General features: G+C 71.2%; 12 protein-coding genes. 10 read left to right on the plus strand and 2 right to left on the minus strand.

The features are described 5' to 3' along the window. The first annotated feature begins 89 nt into the window (after positions 1 to 89). Positions 90 to 422 (plus strand): hypothetical protein, encoded by a 333-nt coding sequence (locus tag ACZ6TV_RS22440; RefSeq protein ID WP_465299156.1) that lies wholly within the window; start codon positions 90 to 92, stop codon positions 420 to 422. Positions 423 to 582: 160 nt separating this feature from the next. Further along, on the plus strand, positions 583 to 2,139 hold the full coding sequence (locus tag ACZ6TV_RS22445) for an alpha/beta fold hydrolase (protein WP_465299157.1): 1,557 nt from the start codon (positions 583 to 585) through the stop codon (positions 2,137 to 2,139). Positions 2,140 to 2,258: 119 nt separating this feature from the next. On the opposite strand, the gene ACZ6TV_RS22450 is transcribed toward ACZ6TV_RS22445, so the two are convergent. Beyond that, entirely contained in the window at positions 2,259 to 3,254 is a 996-nt protein-coding gene (locus ACZ6TV_RS22450; protein WP_465299283.1) for a saccharopine dehydrogenase family protein, read from the minus strand. Between the two features lie 61 nt (positions 3,255 to 3,315). Here ACZ6TV_RS22450 and ACZ6TV_RS22455 point away from each other — a divergent pair, with 61 nt between their 5' ends. The 5 genes from ACZ6TV_RS22455 (at position 3,316) to galK (ending at position 9,555) form a co-directional block, all read left to right on the plus strand. Next, positions 3,316 to 3,972, plus strand: coding sequence for a DedA family protein (locus tag ACZ6TV_RS22455; RefSeq protein ID WP_465299158.1), 657 nt, complete (start codon positions 3,316 to 3,318; stop codon positions 3,970 to 3,972). A 157-nt stretch (positions 3,973 to 4,129) separates the two neighbouring features. Next, complete coding sequence (locus ACZ6TV_RS22460) at positions 4,130 to 6,298, plus strand: HelD family protein (RefSeq protein ID WP_465299159.1); 2,169 nt, start codon at positions 4,130 to 4,132, stop codon at positions 6,296 to 6,298. A gap of 241 nt (positions 6,299 to 6,539) precedes the next feature. Beyond that, positions 6,540 to 7,319, plus strand: coding sequence for a DeoR/GlpR family DNA-binding transcription regulator (locus ACZ6TV_RS22465; RefSeq protein WP_354782746.1), 780 nt, complete (start codon positions 6,540 to 6,542; stop codon positions 7,317 to 7,319). A gap of 20 nt (positions 7,320 to 7,339) precedes the next feature. After that, on the plus strand, positions 7,340 to 8,413 hold the full coding sequence (gene galT / locus ACZ6TV_RS22470; protein WP_465299160.1) for a galactose-1-phosphate uridylyltransferase: 1,074 nt from the start codon (positions 7,340 to 7,342) through the stop codon (positions 8,411 to 8,413). After that, on the plus strand, positions 8,410 to 9,555 hold the full coding sequence (gene galK / locus ACZ6TV_RS22475) for a galactokinase (protein ID WP_465299161.1): 1,146 nt from the start codon (positions 8,410 to 8,412) through the stop codon (positions 9,553 to 9,555). Before galT ends, galK begins: the two co-directional genes overlap by 4 nt. Position 9,556: 1 nt before the next feature. Here the strand turns inward: galK and ACZ6TV_RS22480 are convergent, their stop codons facing one another. Further along, the gene (locus tag ACZ6TV_RS22480; protein ID WP_465299162.1) at positions 9,557 to 11,515 is read right to left on the minus strand and encodes an NPCBM/NEW2 domain-containing protein; all 1,959 of its coding nucleotides are present in this window, start codon (positions 11,513 to 11,515) and stop codon (positions 9,557 to 9,559) included. On the opposite strand from ACZ6TV_RS22480, the gene ACZ6TV_RS22485 reads away from it, so the two are divergent. From ACZ6TV_RS22485 to ACZ6TV_RS22495, 3 genes are all read left to right on the plus strand, one after another. Beyond that, entirely contained in the window at positions 11,478 to 11,723 is a 246-nt protein-coding gene (locus tag ACZ6TV_RS22485) for a hypothetical protein (RefSeq protein ID WP_465299163.1), read from the plus strand. The genes ACZ6TV_RS22480 and ACZ6TV_RS22485 overlap by 38 nt on opposite strands. A 188-nt stretch (positions 11,724 to 11,911) precedes the next feature. Beyond that, a complete protein-coding gene (locus ACZ6TV_RS22490; RefSeq protein WP_465299164.1) occupies positions 11,912 to 12,997 on the plus strand; it encodes an ABC transporter substrate-binding protein in 1,086 nt (361 codons plus the stop codon). A 77-nt stretch (positions 12,998 to 13,074) separates the two neighbouring features. Then, entirely contained in the window at positions 13,075 to 14,601 is a 1,527-nt protein-coding gene (locus ACZ6TV_RS22495; RefSeq protein ID WP_465299165.1) for a sugar ABC transporter ATP-binding protein, read from the plus strand. Positions 14,602 to 14,656 lie beyond the last annotated feature (55 nt).

The following is a 14,656-nucleotide window of genomic DNA, read 5'->3' on the forward strand; positions in this document are numbered from 1 at the left end:
TTTCGTCGAACCCGGCGGGTGTTACAGTTTCGCTGTCTGGCGTCTTCGTCGGCCTTCCACAGCTTCAGCCTCGACAAGGAGTTCCCGCCGTGGCGAACAACACCTCAAAGACCGCGCGGGCCTCAGTCCGCGCAGGCCAGGCCGGCGCGTCCGGCGCCCTGAGCGTGCTCGGTGAGTTCAAATACCTCATCCCGCTCAACGGCGGCAAGCACGTCTACGTGCGCAACCTGACCAACGGCAAGACCAACCGCCTGGCGACCTCCTCCGACGCGTTCGTCGAGGAGATCCGCGTGCTGGCCGGCGCCGGCCACGCCTCCAAGCTGCGGGTCGAGCTGCAGGCACTCAACGTCGCCCACCCCAGCCACGGCTGGGACGCGACCGAGCAGCGCCTCGTCGACGCGGGCGTCTTCGAAGCCGCCTGACGTCACGGGCCGCGCGTCGCGCGGCACATGACCACCACAGCCGCCGCCCGGCCCCGCCGGGCGGCGGCTGTGCGCTGTCCCGGCCCCTGCCTGCCTCACTCCTGAAATACTCCCGACGATCACCGGGGTAACCTGACGTACTTCCGGGTAACAATGGTGTATGGGTACCGTCGTCTCCCCCTCCACCGTGAGGCTCGCTGACGGCGCCCGCCTGTACAGCGTGCTGTACCCGCCCGCGCCCCCACCCGCCGCCGGTCCCGGCCGCGGCGGCGCCGCGCAGACCCCCGTCACCGTGGTCTTCCTGCACGGCTGGACGCTCGACAACCGCCTCTGGCGCCAGCAGATCGCCGACCTCCCCGACCGCGTCGCCGCCCTGGTCCGCCGCCCCGTCCGGATGGTCGCCTTCGACCTGCGCGGCCACGGCCGCTCCTCCGCCACCTCAGGCACCGACGCGACCCTCGAACAGCTCGGCGACGACCTCGCCGAGGTCATGACCCAGCTCGTCCCCGACGGCCCGGTCGTCCTCGCCGGCCACTCCCTCGGCGGCATGGCGATCATGGAGTACGCACAACGCCACGCCGCCGCCTTCGCCGCCCGCGTCGTCGGCGTGGTCCTCGTGTCGACGTCGGCCGAGGGCTCGTCCCGCACCAGCTACGGCCTGAGCCCGCGCCTCGCCCGGGTCATGCGCGTCCTGGAGGTCCAGGGCGCCGGCCTTCTCGCCCGCTCGGGCGCCTGGCGCCCCCACCGCCGCCTGATGCCGCTGCTCTCCCCCGGTGTCCGGTGGCTGGTCTTCGGCGGCCGGGTCGACACCTCGTGGGTCGCCCTGACCGCGTCGATGGTCGGCAACGCGCCACTGTGCGCGATCGGCGGCTTCCGCCCGTCGGTCGACCTGCACCACCGCGTGGAGACCCTGGCCGCGATGCGCGGCCTGCCGGCCGCGGTCCTGGTCGGCAGCTTGGACCGCCTGACCCCTCCCGCCTGCGCGGCCACGATCGCCGGCGAGCTCCCCGACGCCGAGCTGATCACCTGCGACGACGCCGGCCACATGCTGCCCATCGAACGCCCCGACGTGGTCACCGACGCGATCGCCGAGGTCATCCGCCGCGCCGCGGGCACCACCCGCATGGTCCGCCAGCGCACCCGCACCGCCACCACCGGCCCCGCGACCGCGAGCCCCGCCGCAACCCCCGCCGCAAGCCCCGCCGCAACCCCCGCCGCAACCCCCGCCGTGAGCCCCGCCACCGACGGCGCCGCTACGACGAGCCCCACCCCGGCTCCCGCCGCGAGTCCTGCCGTGAGCCCCGCCACGGTGGGCCTCACCACCGCGGGCCCTGCCGTGAAGGGTCCGACAGTGAAGAAGCGCCTCACCGCGAAGCGGCCTGTCACGAGGTCCGTCCCGGGCAACCCCACCGCGAGGTCTGCCGCGCCAGGCACCACCACGAGATCCACCACGACCAGCCCCGCCACAAGGTCCGCCACAAGGTCCGCCGCGACCAGCCCCACTCCGACCGGCCCCACCCCGACCAACCCCACCCCGACCGGCCCCACTCCGACCGGCCCCACAGTGACCAGCCCCAGCGCGGCCGGCTCCGTGAACGGCACCGCGGCGCGCACCGGCTCGGCACGGCCCCGCCGCCCGGCGCCCGCGGACGACGCCGCGACGAGCCGCAAGACGACGTCGGGCACCTCGAAGGCCGGCGCGACGCTGAGCGCCTGACACGAGTAGGGCGACGTCCGAAAAGCCCGTCCGTCCTACCGCTCAACCCAAACGGTACACCCACCGACCAAATTTCTTGTCGGCGCCGCCAACCACTATAGATAAAAGGTTGGCCGCCGTCAGTGTGGCGGGGTGACCGTGACGCCGTCGAGGGTTTGGGCGAAGGCTGGGCCGAGGGCGGTGGCCGGGGTGTGGGTTCCCGGTGGGATGCCGCCGGCGAGCACGGCCTGCACGGCGCGCAGCGACGCGTCCGCGGTCAGGGCGTAGGCGTTCGGGCCGGTCAGGGTCGCGGTGAGGGTGTTGCCGGCGGCGTCGGTCACGCAGGCCCACACCTCGCAGCCGGTGCCGGAGCGCCGGGTGTCGGACGGGCCGCCGGCGGGGATCAGGGCGCGGGCGGCGGCGCGCAGCGGGGGGAAGCGGAGCAGGCGGGCCAGGCCGGCGTTGCGGGGCAGCCGCATGTACACGGTGATGTCCGGGATGCCGGTGGAGTGGTGGGCGGTCACGAGGTCGCCCCAGCGGGTCGCGCCGACGGTGCGCGGGCCGGACGGGAACGGCACGGTCCGGGACGGGGTGCCGAAGGGGGTTTCGACCAGGGTGCCGCCAATGCGGCGGCGGCCGCCCGAGGCGGCCTCGGTGAGGCTGGTGCGGGCGGTGCCGCGGCTGAGGCCGCCCGGGGCGTCGAACGCGATCTCCAGGCTGACGGCGTCCGGCATCGCGGCGGCGAGCGTGGCGGCGAGGCAGTCGGTGGGGACGACGTCGAAGCCGGCGCCGGTGAGCAGGACCACGCCGGCGGTGACGGCGCGTGACGACTGGGCGAACATCCAGTCGAAGACGTCGAGTTCGCCGGTGATGTCGAGGTAGTGCACGCCGGCGGTGAGGCAGGCCTCGACGAGGGGGCGGGCGGTGGCGGCGAAGGGGCCGGCGCAGTTGACGACGGCGTCGACGCCGGTCAGGTCGGGGGCTGAGAGCGGGAACGCGCGGTGCGGCAGTCCCAGTTGACCGGCGAGCGTCTCGACGGCCGGCAGTGACCGGCCGGCGAGGACGGGCCGGGCGCCGCGGGCGGCCGCGAGCCGGGCGAGCAGTGACCCGCTGTAACCGTTCGCGCCATACACCATCCACTTCACGGTCGCCACGGTATGAGAAGGTGGACAGGGCGACCACCGCGGGGAGGCGACTGTGCATCACATCGAGACGTGGATGGCCACGCTCTCGCCGGTCTGGGTCTATCTGCTGGTCGGCGGGGTGATCGGGATCGAGAGCATGGGCATTCCGGTGCCCGGCGAGATCACGCTGGTGACGGCGTCGTTGCTGGCGGTGACGACGAAGATCGACCCGTGGTGGGTGGCCGGGGCGGCGTCTGCGGGCGCGATCATCGGCGATTCGATCGGCTACTACATCGGCCGGCGCGGTGGGCGGCATCTCCTGGAGCGGGCGGGGCGGCGGTTCCCGAAGCATTTCGGGCCGGCGCACCTGGCGAAGGCCGAGCGGGCGTTCCAGCGGTGGGGTGTGTGGGCGGTGTTCTTCGGCCGGTTCATCGCGTTGCTGCGGATCCTGGCCGGGCCGCTCGCGGGTGCGCTGCGGGTGCCGTATGGCAAGTTCCTGATCGCGAACGCGCTCGGGGGTCTGACCTGGGCGTTCGGCACGGTGTTCGCGATCTATTCGGTGGGCCGGGTGGCGGAGCGGTGGCTGAAGGACTTCTCGTGGATCGCGCTGGCGCTGGCTGTGGTCGCGGGGCTGGCCACGACGTTCTACCTGCGGCGGAAGGCGGCCGCGGAGGCGCGGGCCTTGCGTGAGGAAGCCGAGCAGGAGCCGGCACCGACACCGACGCCGTAAAGGCACCGGCGCCGCGAAGGCACCGGCACCGCGAAGGCACCGGCACCGCGAAGGCACCGGCACCGTGAAGGCGCCGTAAATGGGACGAAGCGTCGGCTCCCACACCGTGAAGTAGGCTCGTAGGGTTGTTTTTTAACCCGGTGCTAGGGGTGGGGCGTTGAACGACGCGGTTCGCGAGTCGGAGATCGCCGCCGAGCAGGCATACCTGGACCGGGTCTACACCCGTCTCGACCAGCTGCGGATCACCGCGGCGGAGGTCGAGCGGGAGGGTTACAGCCTGGCCAGGGTCGGCAACTTCGGCGCGCTGGTGGAGCGCGACGCGATGGTCTACCACGCGGCGAAGCGGCGGCGGGCGCTGGAGAGCGAGCACGACGGTCTCGTGTTCGGCCGGTTGGATCTCGGCCCTGACGGCCGGTCCGGTGACGGCAAGGACGCGGCGTCCGCGGATCCGGTCGTGCCCGGTGGCGAGGTGCGGTACATCGGCCGTCTCGGGCTGCGTGACGAGACCTACGAGTCGCTCGTGGTGGACTGGCGGGCGCCGGCGGCGGCGCCGTTCTACCGGGCGACCCCGGCGGACCGGATGGGGGTCGTGCGCCGGCGGAGCATCCGCAGCAGCAACGAGAAGGTCGTCAGCATCGAGGACGATCTGCTGGATCCTGAGGCCGCGCCGGGTGACATGGCGGTGATCGGTGACGGGGCGCTGCTGGCGAACCTGTCGCGGGCGACGGGCACCGGCATGAAGGACATCGTCGCGACGATCCAGCGGGAGCAGGACGACGCGATCCGGTCCCCCAGTCTCGGGGTGACGATCGTGCGGGGCGGGCCGGGCACCGGCAAGACGGCCGTGGCGTTGCACCGGGCGGCGTATCTGCTGTATGCGGACCGTAACCGGTACGAGTCGGGTGGGGTGCTCGTCGTCGGGCCGTCGGACGTGTTCGTCGGCTATGTGTCGCGGGTCCTGCCGTCGCTCGGTGAGGACACGGCGTCGCTGCGGTCGCTGGGGCAGCTGCTGGAGGGTGTGCAGGGGTCCCGGCACGAGCCGCCGGAGGTGGCGGCCGTGAAGGGGTCGTTGCGCATGCAGCGGGTGCTGAGCCGGGCCGCGCGGGGGCCGGTCCCTGACTCGCCGGAGCGCCTGCGGTTGCTGTACCGCGGTGAGCTGCTGGTCCTGGAGCGTCCGGCGTTGGACGATCTGCGGCGTACGGTGCTCAATCTCGGGGTGCGGCGTAACGCGGCGCGGGCGAAGGCGGCCGGGCATGTGCTGGACGCGTTGTGGCGGCAGAGTGTGGAGTTGCTGCCGTCGGGGCGGCAGCAGAAGCGTGAGGAGTTCGCGCCGGATATCGCGGAGCGGCCCGAGTTCGTGGCGTTCATGCGGGCGTGGTGGCCGGTGATGCGCCCGGTGGAGGTGCTGGGCTGGCTCACGGACCGTCACCGGTTGTCGCGGTGGGCGAACGGGGTGTTGAGCAACCGGGAGATCGCGGTCCTCGCGGGGTCGATCCGGCCGGACGACCCGTCGGTGGAGGACGTGGCGCTGCTGGACGAGTTGCAGGAGCTGCTCGGTGACCCGCCGGTGCGGAAGCGGGTGGCGCGGGATCCGTTCCATGTCGCGGACGGGGTGCGTGAGGTCACGACGTATGCGGACCGGATGGCGGCGGCGCGGGCGCAGGCGGTGGAGCGGCCGGCGGACTACCGTGACTATGCGCACATCATCGTGGACGAGTCGCAGGACGTGTCGCCGATGCAGTGGCGGATGATCGGGCGGCGCGGGCCGAATGCGACGTGGACGATCGTCGGGGATCCGGCGCAGGCGGCGTGGGGTGACGCGGCGGAGGCGGAGCGTGCGATGGACGGCGCGATCGGCTCCCGGCGCCGGTCGGCGTTCACGTTGACCACGAACTATCGCAACTCGGCTGAAATTTTCGAGGTGGCCGCGCGGGTGATCCGCAAGGCGCAGCCGGACATCGAGCTGCCGACCGCGGTGCGGTCCTCGGAGGTGGAGCCGGTCCTGGCGACCGTGGCGGCGCCGGAGCTGGAGGCGGCGACCCGGGCGGCGGCGCAGACGCTGCTGGATCAGGTCGAGGGGACGGTCGGGGTCATCACGCCGACGGCCCGCCGGGACGAGATCGCGAAGTGGGTCGACGGTCTCGACGGGGACGGGCGGCTGCAGACGGTCGGTGCGCTGGACTCGAAGGGCATGGAGTACGACGCGGTGCTGGTGGTCGAGCCGGCGCAGATCAGGGACGAGGCGAGGACGGGTTTCCGGACGTTGTACGTGGCGTTGTCCCGGGCGACCCAACGTTTGACCACGGTCGGAACCGCGCCCTTCTGAACATCGTTCGCACAGTTCTCTGTTCGAGTTTGTTGACTTCTGGTCGGCTAGGTTCGAAGCTGTAGCGCATGCGAGCGCATCCAGCCGCCTGTTGTGGTGGTGTCCACCCGGCCGTGAACTTCGGCCGGGCCACCGGGGTGCACACGGTCCTTGGCGACGTAACGTCTGCGTTGGAATCTGCGATGGGTTTTGCCATCCGCGCAGCCGCGCCAGCCGCTGCGCCTGCGAAGGGAACGGCGTGATGCTCGCACAGCAACGTCAAACGGCCATTCTGGATCTGGTGCGCCGGCACGGTGGTGTTCGGGTGAGCCAGTTGGTGCGCCAGTTCGGCGTGTCCGACATGACCATCCGCCGCGACCTGGAGGCGCTCGCCGACCGCGGGCTGGTCGACAAGGTCCACGGTGGCGCCACCATCGCCGGTCCCGGATCCACGGAGGAGCCGGGTTTCGACGCGAAGTCGGTGCGCCAGCGCAACGAGAAGGCTGCGATCGTCGAGCGGGCCGCGAAGCTCATCGAACCGCACACGGCGGTCGCGTTGTCCGCCGGCACGACCACCGCGGCGCTCGCCGCGCATCTCGTGGATGTCCCGGGACTGACGATCGTCACCAACTCGATCCCGGTCGCCGACACCCTGTATCACGCCGGGCGGCCCGACCAGACGGTCGTGCTCACCGGTGGTATCCGCACGCCGTCCGACGCCCTCGCCGGCCCGGTCGCCGAGGCGGCGATCGGTTCGCTCAACGTCGACGTGCTGTTCCTCGGTGTGCACGGCATGAGCCCGCGCACCGGTTTCACCACGCCGAACCTCATGGAGGCCGGCACCAACCGCCTGATGGTCTCCGCCGCCCGCAGGCTGGTCGTGCTGGCCGATCACACGAAGTGGGAGATGGTCGGTATCGCGACCATCACCCCGCTCGACGAGGCGGACATCCTCATCACCGACGTCGGGCTCGCCGCCGAGGCACGGGTGCAGCTCGCTGAGCGCGTCGGTGAACTCATCGTGGTCGATCCGAACGGTTAGCCACCCCAACTGGAGAACGAGTGAAGCGCACGGTCACCCACCTCGCCGACGGTCGGGAACTCATCTATTTCGACGAGCGTGACGACGCGTCCCGGGACAGCGTCGATCAGCGGGAGCTACCGCCCCCGCCCGCGGCGTCGGAGATGCGTCACGACCCCATCCTCGATGAGTGGGTGGCCATCGCCGCGCACCGGCAGTCCAGGATCTACCATCCTCCGTCGGACGAGTGCCCGCTGTGCCCGTCGACCGCCGAGTGGCACAGCGAGATCCCGGCGCCGGAGTACGACGTGGTGGTGTTCGAGAACCGGTTCCCGTCCTTCAGTCACCGGGTCGGCCCCGAGCAGGGTGACATCCTGCCGGGGCTGGTGCCGACGCGGCCGGGCGCGGGCCGCTGCGAGGTGGTGTGCTTCACCTCGGATCACAACGCGTCGTTCTCGTCGCTGTCGCCGGCGCGGGTGCGCACGGTGATGGAGGCGTGGGCGGACCGCACCGCTGACCTGTCCACCCGCGACGACGTCGAGCAGGTGTTCTGTTTCGAGAACCGCGGGACCGAGATCGGTGTGACGCTGCCGCACCCGCACGGGCAGATCTACGCGTATCCGTTCGTGACGCCGCGGACCCGGCAGATGCTGGCGTCGGCCAGGGCGTACGAGGGCGGCAACCTGTTCGCCGACGTCCTCGCGGCGGAGCGTGCCGACGGGACGCGGGTCGTCGCGCAGAACGCGCACTGGACGGCGTTCGTGCCGGCGGTGGCCCGCTGGCCGTTCGAGGTCCACCTGTACCCGCACCGGCAGGTCGCGGACATCCCGGCGCTGACGCCGGCGGAGCGGGACGCGTTCGCGCCGATCTACCTGGAGGTGCTGCGCCGCCTCGACGGCATGTTCGAGCTGCAGATGCCGTACATCGCGGCGTGGCATCAGGCGCCGGTCCGGGTCGACCGGCACCTGGCCTACCTGCACCTGCAGTTGTTCAGCACCCGCCGGACGGCGACCAAGCTCAAGCATCTGGCCGGGTCCGAGTCCGGCATGGGTGTGTTCGTCAACGACGTGCGGCCGGAGCAGGCCGCCGCGATGCTGCGGGAGGTCCAGCTGTGACGACGGCCGCGGAACGCCTTCACAAGCAGGAGGCCGGCAGGGCCGGGAGCGTCTGGGTGAGCCCTGGACGGGTCAACCTGATCGGCGAGCACACCGACTACAACGACGGTTTCGTGCTGCCGTTCGCGTTGCCGCACGCGACCGCCGTCAGCGGCACCCGCCTGCCTGAGCGGCGCTGGGAGGTGACGTCGGAGCAGACCGGCGAGTCGGTGACCTTCGATCTGAGCGGAGGCCTGAGCGAGAAGGTCGAGGGCTGGGCCGCGTATGTGGCGGCCGTCGTGTGGGTGTTGCGGGAGGCCGGCGTGGACGTGCCGGGTGCCCGGTTGACGATCGCGTCGGATGTACCGTTCGGTGCCGGCCTGTCGTCGTCGGCGGCTCTCGAGTGCGCGACGATGGCGGTGCTGGTGGACCTGGCGGGTGCCGACCTGCCGATGCGGGACCGGCCGAGGCTGGCGCAGCGCGCCGAGAACGAGTACGTGGGCGCGCCGACGGGGATCATGGACCAGGCGGCGTCGACGCTGTGCCAGGAGGGTCACGCGCTGTTCCTGGACTGCCGGTCCCTGGCGACCGAGCAGGTCCCGTTCGACCTCGCCGCCGCCGGGCTGAAGATCCTCGTCGTGGACAGCAAGGCGCCGCACGCGCACGTCGACGGCGAGTACGCGGCCCGCCGCCGCGCGTGCGAGGAGGCGGCCGGGATCCTGGGCGTGACCGCGTTGCGTGACATCGACGTGGCGGCGTTGCCGGACGCGTTGGCGAAGCTCGACGACGAGACGATGCGCCGGCGGGTCCGGCACGTGGTGACCGAGGACCAGCGGGTCCTGGACACGGTGGCGGTGCTGCGCGCCGGTGACCTGCGGGCGGCGGGGCCGCTGATGACGGCGTCGCACGAGTCGATGCGCGACGACTACGAGATCACCGTGCCGCAGGTCGACACCGCGGTGCGGGTGGCGCTGGAGCACGGCGCGCACGGCGCGAGGATGACCGGTGGCGGGTTCGGCGGCTGCGTCCTGGCCCTCGTCGACGAGGACGCGTGCGACTCGGTGGAGGCGGCGGTGCGGGAGGCGTTCGCCGCGAACGGGTTCACGCCCCCCGACACCTTCGTGGTCACCCCCGGTCAGGGGACCTACAACTGCAACACGTGAGCTAGCAGACGAGCCGGGCGTCGGCCCAGTCGGCGTGGTCGTAGTCGATCGAGCCGGCGCCCGAGGTGACCAGCCGCAGGTTGCTGCGGCCGGACACGGCGACGTCGACGGCGGCGGGTGCCGCCGCGGTCACCGTCGGGCTGGTCCACAGCGTGACGCCGTCGGCGACGACGCTGAACACCACACCGGTCGACTGGGTGCCGACCTCCGCGTCGAGGCCGGCGACGGCGGTGAATCGGCTGCAGGTGCCGCCGAGGGGGACGGTGACGTCGCTGGCGGCGTGGACGCCGACACCCTTCGGGTAGGTGACGCCGCCGACGGTGATGACGCTGCCGTCGCCGGCGGCCGCCTCACCGTTGGAGGTGTCGCGTTCCGCCGGGCCCCAGCCGTTGGTGGCGGTGCCCCACGTGCGGTCGCTGACGGCCGCGCCGGTGCCGGTGCCGCCGCAGACGAGCGTCGGCGTGCCCCAGTCGGCGTGGTCGTAGGCGTCGCCGTTGCGGGCGTCGGTGACCCGCAGTTCCAGGGTCAGGTAGCCGCCGGTGGAGACGGTGATCCTGGTCGGTGCCTGCCCGCCGGTCTTGACGCCGGTGTAGCCGAGGAGCCGGCCGTCGCCGTACACGGCGAACCGCACGGACCCGTTGGTGCCGACCTCTGCGTCGACGCCGACCTGTGCGGTGAACGTGCGGCAGTTGCGTCCGAGGTACACGTGGACGGCGGAGTTGGCGTGCCCGCCGATGCCCTTGGCGAACGTGGTCCCGCCGACGTTCAGGGTGCCGCCGTCGCCGGTGCCCTGCTCGCCGTTGGCCCGGTCGCGTTCGACCGGTCCCCAGCCGTTGCTGGAGGCGAGCCACGACAGGTCGCTCACCTGGAGCGTCCCGGACGCCGGTGCGCCGGCGAGGGTGCCGGCGCGGGTGACCCGGAACATGGCGACGCCGTGCGACGGGACCGTCGCGGACAGCGTCCCCGACGTGGTGCCGGTGGCGCCCGTCCACAGGTTCTTCGTCGTGTACGAGCTGGACCCGCCGAGGCCGATGGCGGCGGTCGTGGTGGAGATGGTCGCCGAGCCCGAGCCGCGGTTGAACAGGACGGCGGCGACGGAGCCGTCGCTCATCGGTTTCGCCCACACCTCGGTGTCGCCGTTGTCGACCATGCGGCGGCCCTGTGAGCCGCCCCAGTCCTGGTTGACGGCGATGACGTCGGCGTTGCGCAGGACGTTGAGGGTGGCGGCGGGGACGCTGCGCAGGTCGTTGCCGAGCAGCAGCGGCGAGGACAGCAGTGACCAGAGCGAGAAGTGCGCGATGTTCTCGTCGTTGGTGAGGGGGCCGTTGCCGACCTCGAGCATGTCGGGGTCGTTGTAGTAGCCCTTGCGGGCGAACGTCTCCAGGCCGGCCTGCTGGTCCAGCAGCGAGGTGACGCTGCCCCAGCTGGCGTTGATGTCGCCGGTGGTGCGCCACAGGCTGCCGCCGGTGTTGGGCGCGAACTCCCAGGGCGCGTCGTCGCCCCAGTTGCAGATGCTGTAGACGATGTGCCGTCCGGTGGCTTTCAGCGCGTCGCCCATCGCCTTGTACCGCTGTGCGGCGGGCCGGCCCTGGTTGTTGCAGTTGTCGTACTTGAGCAGGTCGACGCCCCACGACGCCCAGGTCTGCGCGTCGGTGACCTCGTGGTCGAGGCTGGCCGGCAGGCCCTGGCAGGTGGCGGTGCCCGCCGAGGAGTAGATGCCGAGCTTGAGGCCGCGGGCGTGGACGTAGTCGGCGATGGCGGCGATCCCGCCGGGGAAGCGGGTCGGGTCGGGGCGCAGCCGGCCCTGCGCGTCGCGGGTGGGTGCCATCCAGCAGTCGTCGATGTTGACGTACGTGTAGCCGGACGCCTTCAGGCCGGTGCTCACCATGGCGTCGGCGGTCGCCTTGATGAGGTTCTCGTCGATGTTGCAGCCGAACCGGTTCCAGCTGTTCCAACCCATCACGGGGGCGGTGATGGGGCCGGGCGGCGGGGTGGCGGTGGCGGCCGCCGGTTTTGTCGCAATCGCAGTGATGACAGTTGATGCGACCAGCGCCGTGGCGGCGGCCGTCAGGGCGCGTGCAAGCGCCCGGGGACTTCGGGTCATCCCAGCTCCCAAGGTCGGTGAGATCGAAATTGTTGAATATTGTGGCATAGAGGAGGCCGAATGAACACGTTCGATCGCCGGGATGTCGGGACAACTTCGCCAAGGTCTCGAACATGTGACAGTTGGTGTTTGGTTTTGGTCGGGTGGGTGGAAAGTCTTGACAGAAAAAGTTGGAGGATGAGTGAATGCGGTACACCCCGAACGCGGCGCACCTCGCGCCGCGGTCCCCCTCGCTCAAGGGAGTGACCCGACATGATCGATATGCGTGGCCGCTGGCGGCCCGCCCTGGCCGTTCTCAGCGCCTCCGCCCTGCTGATGACCGGCTGCGCGAAGTCCGAGGACGACCCGGCCGCGAAGTCGACCGCCGACAGTTCGGCCGCGGCGCAGGCGACGAAGTCCGCCGAGGCCGGCGGCTCGACCTGTGACCTGACGAAGTTCGGTGGCCAGAAGGTCGACCTGAAGACGGCCACCATCGGCTTCTCCCAGTCGGAGAAGGAGGCCAACCCGTTCCGCATCGCCGAGACCCAGTCCATCAAGGACGAGGCGGCGAAGCTGGGCATCCCGGCCGCGAACCTGAAGGTCACCAACGCGGACTCGAAGTTCGACAAGCAGATCACCGACGTCAGCACCCTGATCGACCAGGGCGTGCAGCTGCTCGTCATCGCGCCGCTCAACTCCGACGGCTGGGACTCGGTGTTCCAGAAGGCGTCCGCGAAGAAGATCCCGATCGTCACGATCGACCGGAAGATCAACGCGAAGCACTGCACGGACTACCTGACGTTCATCGGTTCGGACTTCGCCGAGCAGGGCAAGCGCGCCGCCGACAAGATGGCCAAGGCGCTGAACAACACCGGCACCGTCGCCATCCTGCTGGGCGCCCCCGGCAACAACGTGACCACGCTGCGGACGCAGGGCTTCAAGGACCAGATCGCGAAGGTCGCCCCGAACATCAAGATCGAGTTCGAGCAGACCGGCCAGTTCTCCCGCGAGGAGGGCCAGAAGGTCTCCGAGCAGCTGCTGCAGTCCAAGCCGAACATCAACGGCATCTACGCCGAGAACGACGAGATGGCCCTCGGCGCGATCACCGCGCTGAAGGGTGCCAGCAAGAAGCCCGGCGACGTCAAGATCGTGACGATCGACGGCACGAAGGGCGCCGTCCAGGGCATCGTCGACGGCTGGATCTACTCGGTCATCGAGTCCAACCCGCGCTTCGGCCCGCTCGCCTTCGGCACCGCCACCAAGTTCTTCGGCGGTGAGCCGATCGCGGAGAACATCATCATCTCCGACCGCGAGTACGACTCGACGAACGCCGCGGCCGACCTGGGCCTCGCGTACTGACCTTCTGACCGTTTGCAATGGAGCCCAGGTCGGGGATGATCCCGGCCTGGGCTTTCTTTCAAGATGGGACCCCTCGCATGTCCGCACCGGACGCGCCGCTGCTCGAAGTGGTCGGCGTCAGCAAACAGTTCCCCGGGGTACGCGCCCTCGACGACGTCTCGTTCACCCTGCGCGCCGGTGAGGTGCACGCCCTCGTCGGCGAGAACGGCGCCGGCAAGTCGACCCTCATCAAGGTCCTCACGGGCGTCTACCAGCCCGACGGCGGCGAACTGCGGCACCTGGGACGGCCGGTCACGTTCAACGGCCCGCTCGACGCCCAGGCGGCCGGCATCTCCACCATCTACCAGGAGGTCAACCTCGTCCCGCTGATGAGCGTGGCGCGCAACCTCTTCCTCGGCCGGGAACCCCGCAACCGGCTCGGCCTCGTCGACGTCGCCAGGATGAACCGGGACGCCGCGGAGATCCTCGCCGGGTACGGCATCACCTCCGACGTGCGCCGCCCCCTGGGCCTCATGGCGCTCGGCGCGCAGCAGATGGTCGCCCTCGCCCGGGCCGTCATGGTCGACGCCCGCGTCGTCGTCATGGACGAGCCGACGTCCTCGCTCGAACCCCGCGAGGTCGAGACGCTCTTCGGGGTCATCGCCCGCCTCCACGAGCGCGGCGTCGGCATCATCTACGTCAGCCACCGCCTCGACGAGCTGTACCGCATCTGCGACCGGGTCACCGTCCTGCGCGACGGCAAGCTCGTGCACACCGGCCTCATCAAGGACCTCGACCGGCTGCAGCTCGTCTCGCACATGCTCGGCCGGCCCATGTCCGACGTGCGCAAGGCCGGCTTCACCAGCTTCGGCGGTGAGCACGCCGCCGCCGACAGCCGGCCCGTGCTGCGGGCCACCGGCCTCAACAGCCGGCACAAGCTCACCGGGATCAGCTTCGAGGTCCTCCCCGGCGAGGTCGTCGGGCTCGGCGGCCTCCTCGGCGCCGGGCGCAGCGAGACCATCAAGGCCGTCGCCGGGGCGCTGCCGCTGGACAGCGGCACCGTCGAGGTCGACGGCGCCGTCCTGCGCCGCCCCAACCCGGTCGCCGCGCTCAAGGCCGGCATCGCCGTGCAGCCCGAGGACCGCAAGGCCGAGGGCCTCGCCCTGGGCCTGTCGATCCGGGAGAACATCGCCCTCGCCGTCCTGCCGCGGCTGTCCAGCGCCGGCGTCGTCTCCGAACGCAAGATCGACAAGATCGTCGAGACCTTCATGACCCGGCTGCGGGTCAAGGCGTCCGGCCCGCACCAGCGCGTCGGCGACCTGTCCGGCGGCAACCAGCAGAAGGTCCTCCTCGCCCGTCTCCTCGCGACCGGGCCGAAGGTGCTGCTGCTGGACGAGCCCACCCGCGGCATCGACGTCGGCGCGAAGGCCGAGGTGCAGGCGCTCATCGACGAGCTCGCCGCCGAAGGCCTCGGCGTCGTGCTGGTCTCCTCCGACGCCGAGGAGCTCATCGAGGGTTCCGACCGTGTGGTCGTGCTGCGCGACGGTGCCGTCGCCGGCGAGCTGCGCGGCGACGAAGTGACTACGGAGCATCTGATGAACGTGATCGCGGCGGCGGCGTCATGACCGGCCAGCGAAGCGCCTCGGGCCGGTCATCGGCAGGACAGCTTTGGGGCAGGCG

It is taken from the genome of Dactylosporangium sp. NPDC051087 (assembly GCF_055586325.1).

Coding starts and splice junctions, on each gene's coding strand:
- ACZ6TV_RS22445 (WP_465299157.1), top strand. CDS start 583: ATGGGTACCGTCGTCTCCCCCTCCACCGTGAGGCTCGCTGACGGCGCC.
- ACZ6TV_RS22450 (WP_465299283.1), bottom strand. CDS start 3,254: ATGGTGTATGGCGCGAACGGTTACAGCGGGTCACTGCTCGCCCGGCTC.
- ACZ6TV_RS22465 (WP_354782746.1), top strand. CDS start 6,540: ATGCTCGCACAGCAACGTCAAACGGCCATTCTGGATCTGGTGCGCCGG.
- ACZ6TV_RS22485 (WP_465299163.1), top strand. CDS start 11,478: ATGTTGCAGCCGAACCGGTTCCAGCTGTTCCAACCCATCACGGGGGCG.
- ACZ6TV_RS22480 (WP_465299162.1), bottom strand. CDS start 11,515: ATGGGTTGGAACAGCTGGAACCGGTTCGGCTGCAACATCGACGAGAAC.
- ACZ6TV_RS22490 (WP_465299164.1), top strand. CDS start 11,912: ATGATCGATATGCGTGGCCGCTGGCGGCCCGCCCTGGCCGTTCTCAGC.
- ACZ6TV_RS22495 (WP_465299165.1), top strand. CDS start 13,075: ATGTCCGCACCGGACGCGCCGCTGCTCGAAGTGGTCGGCGTCAGCAAA.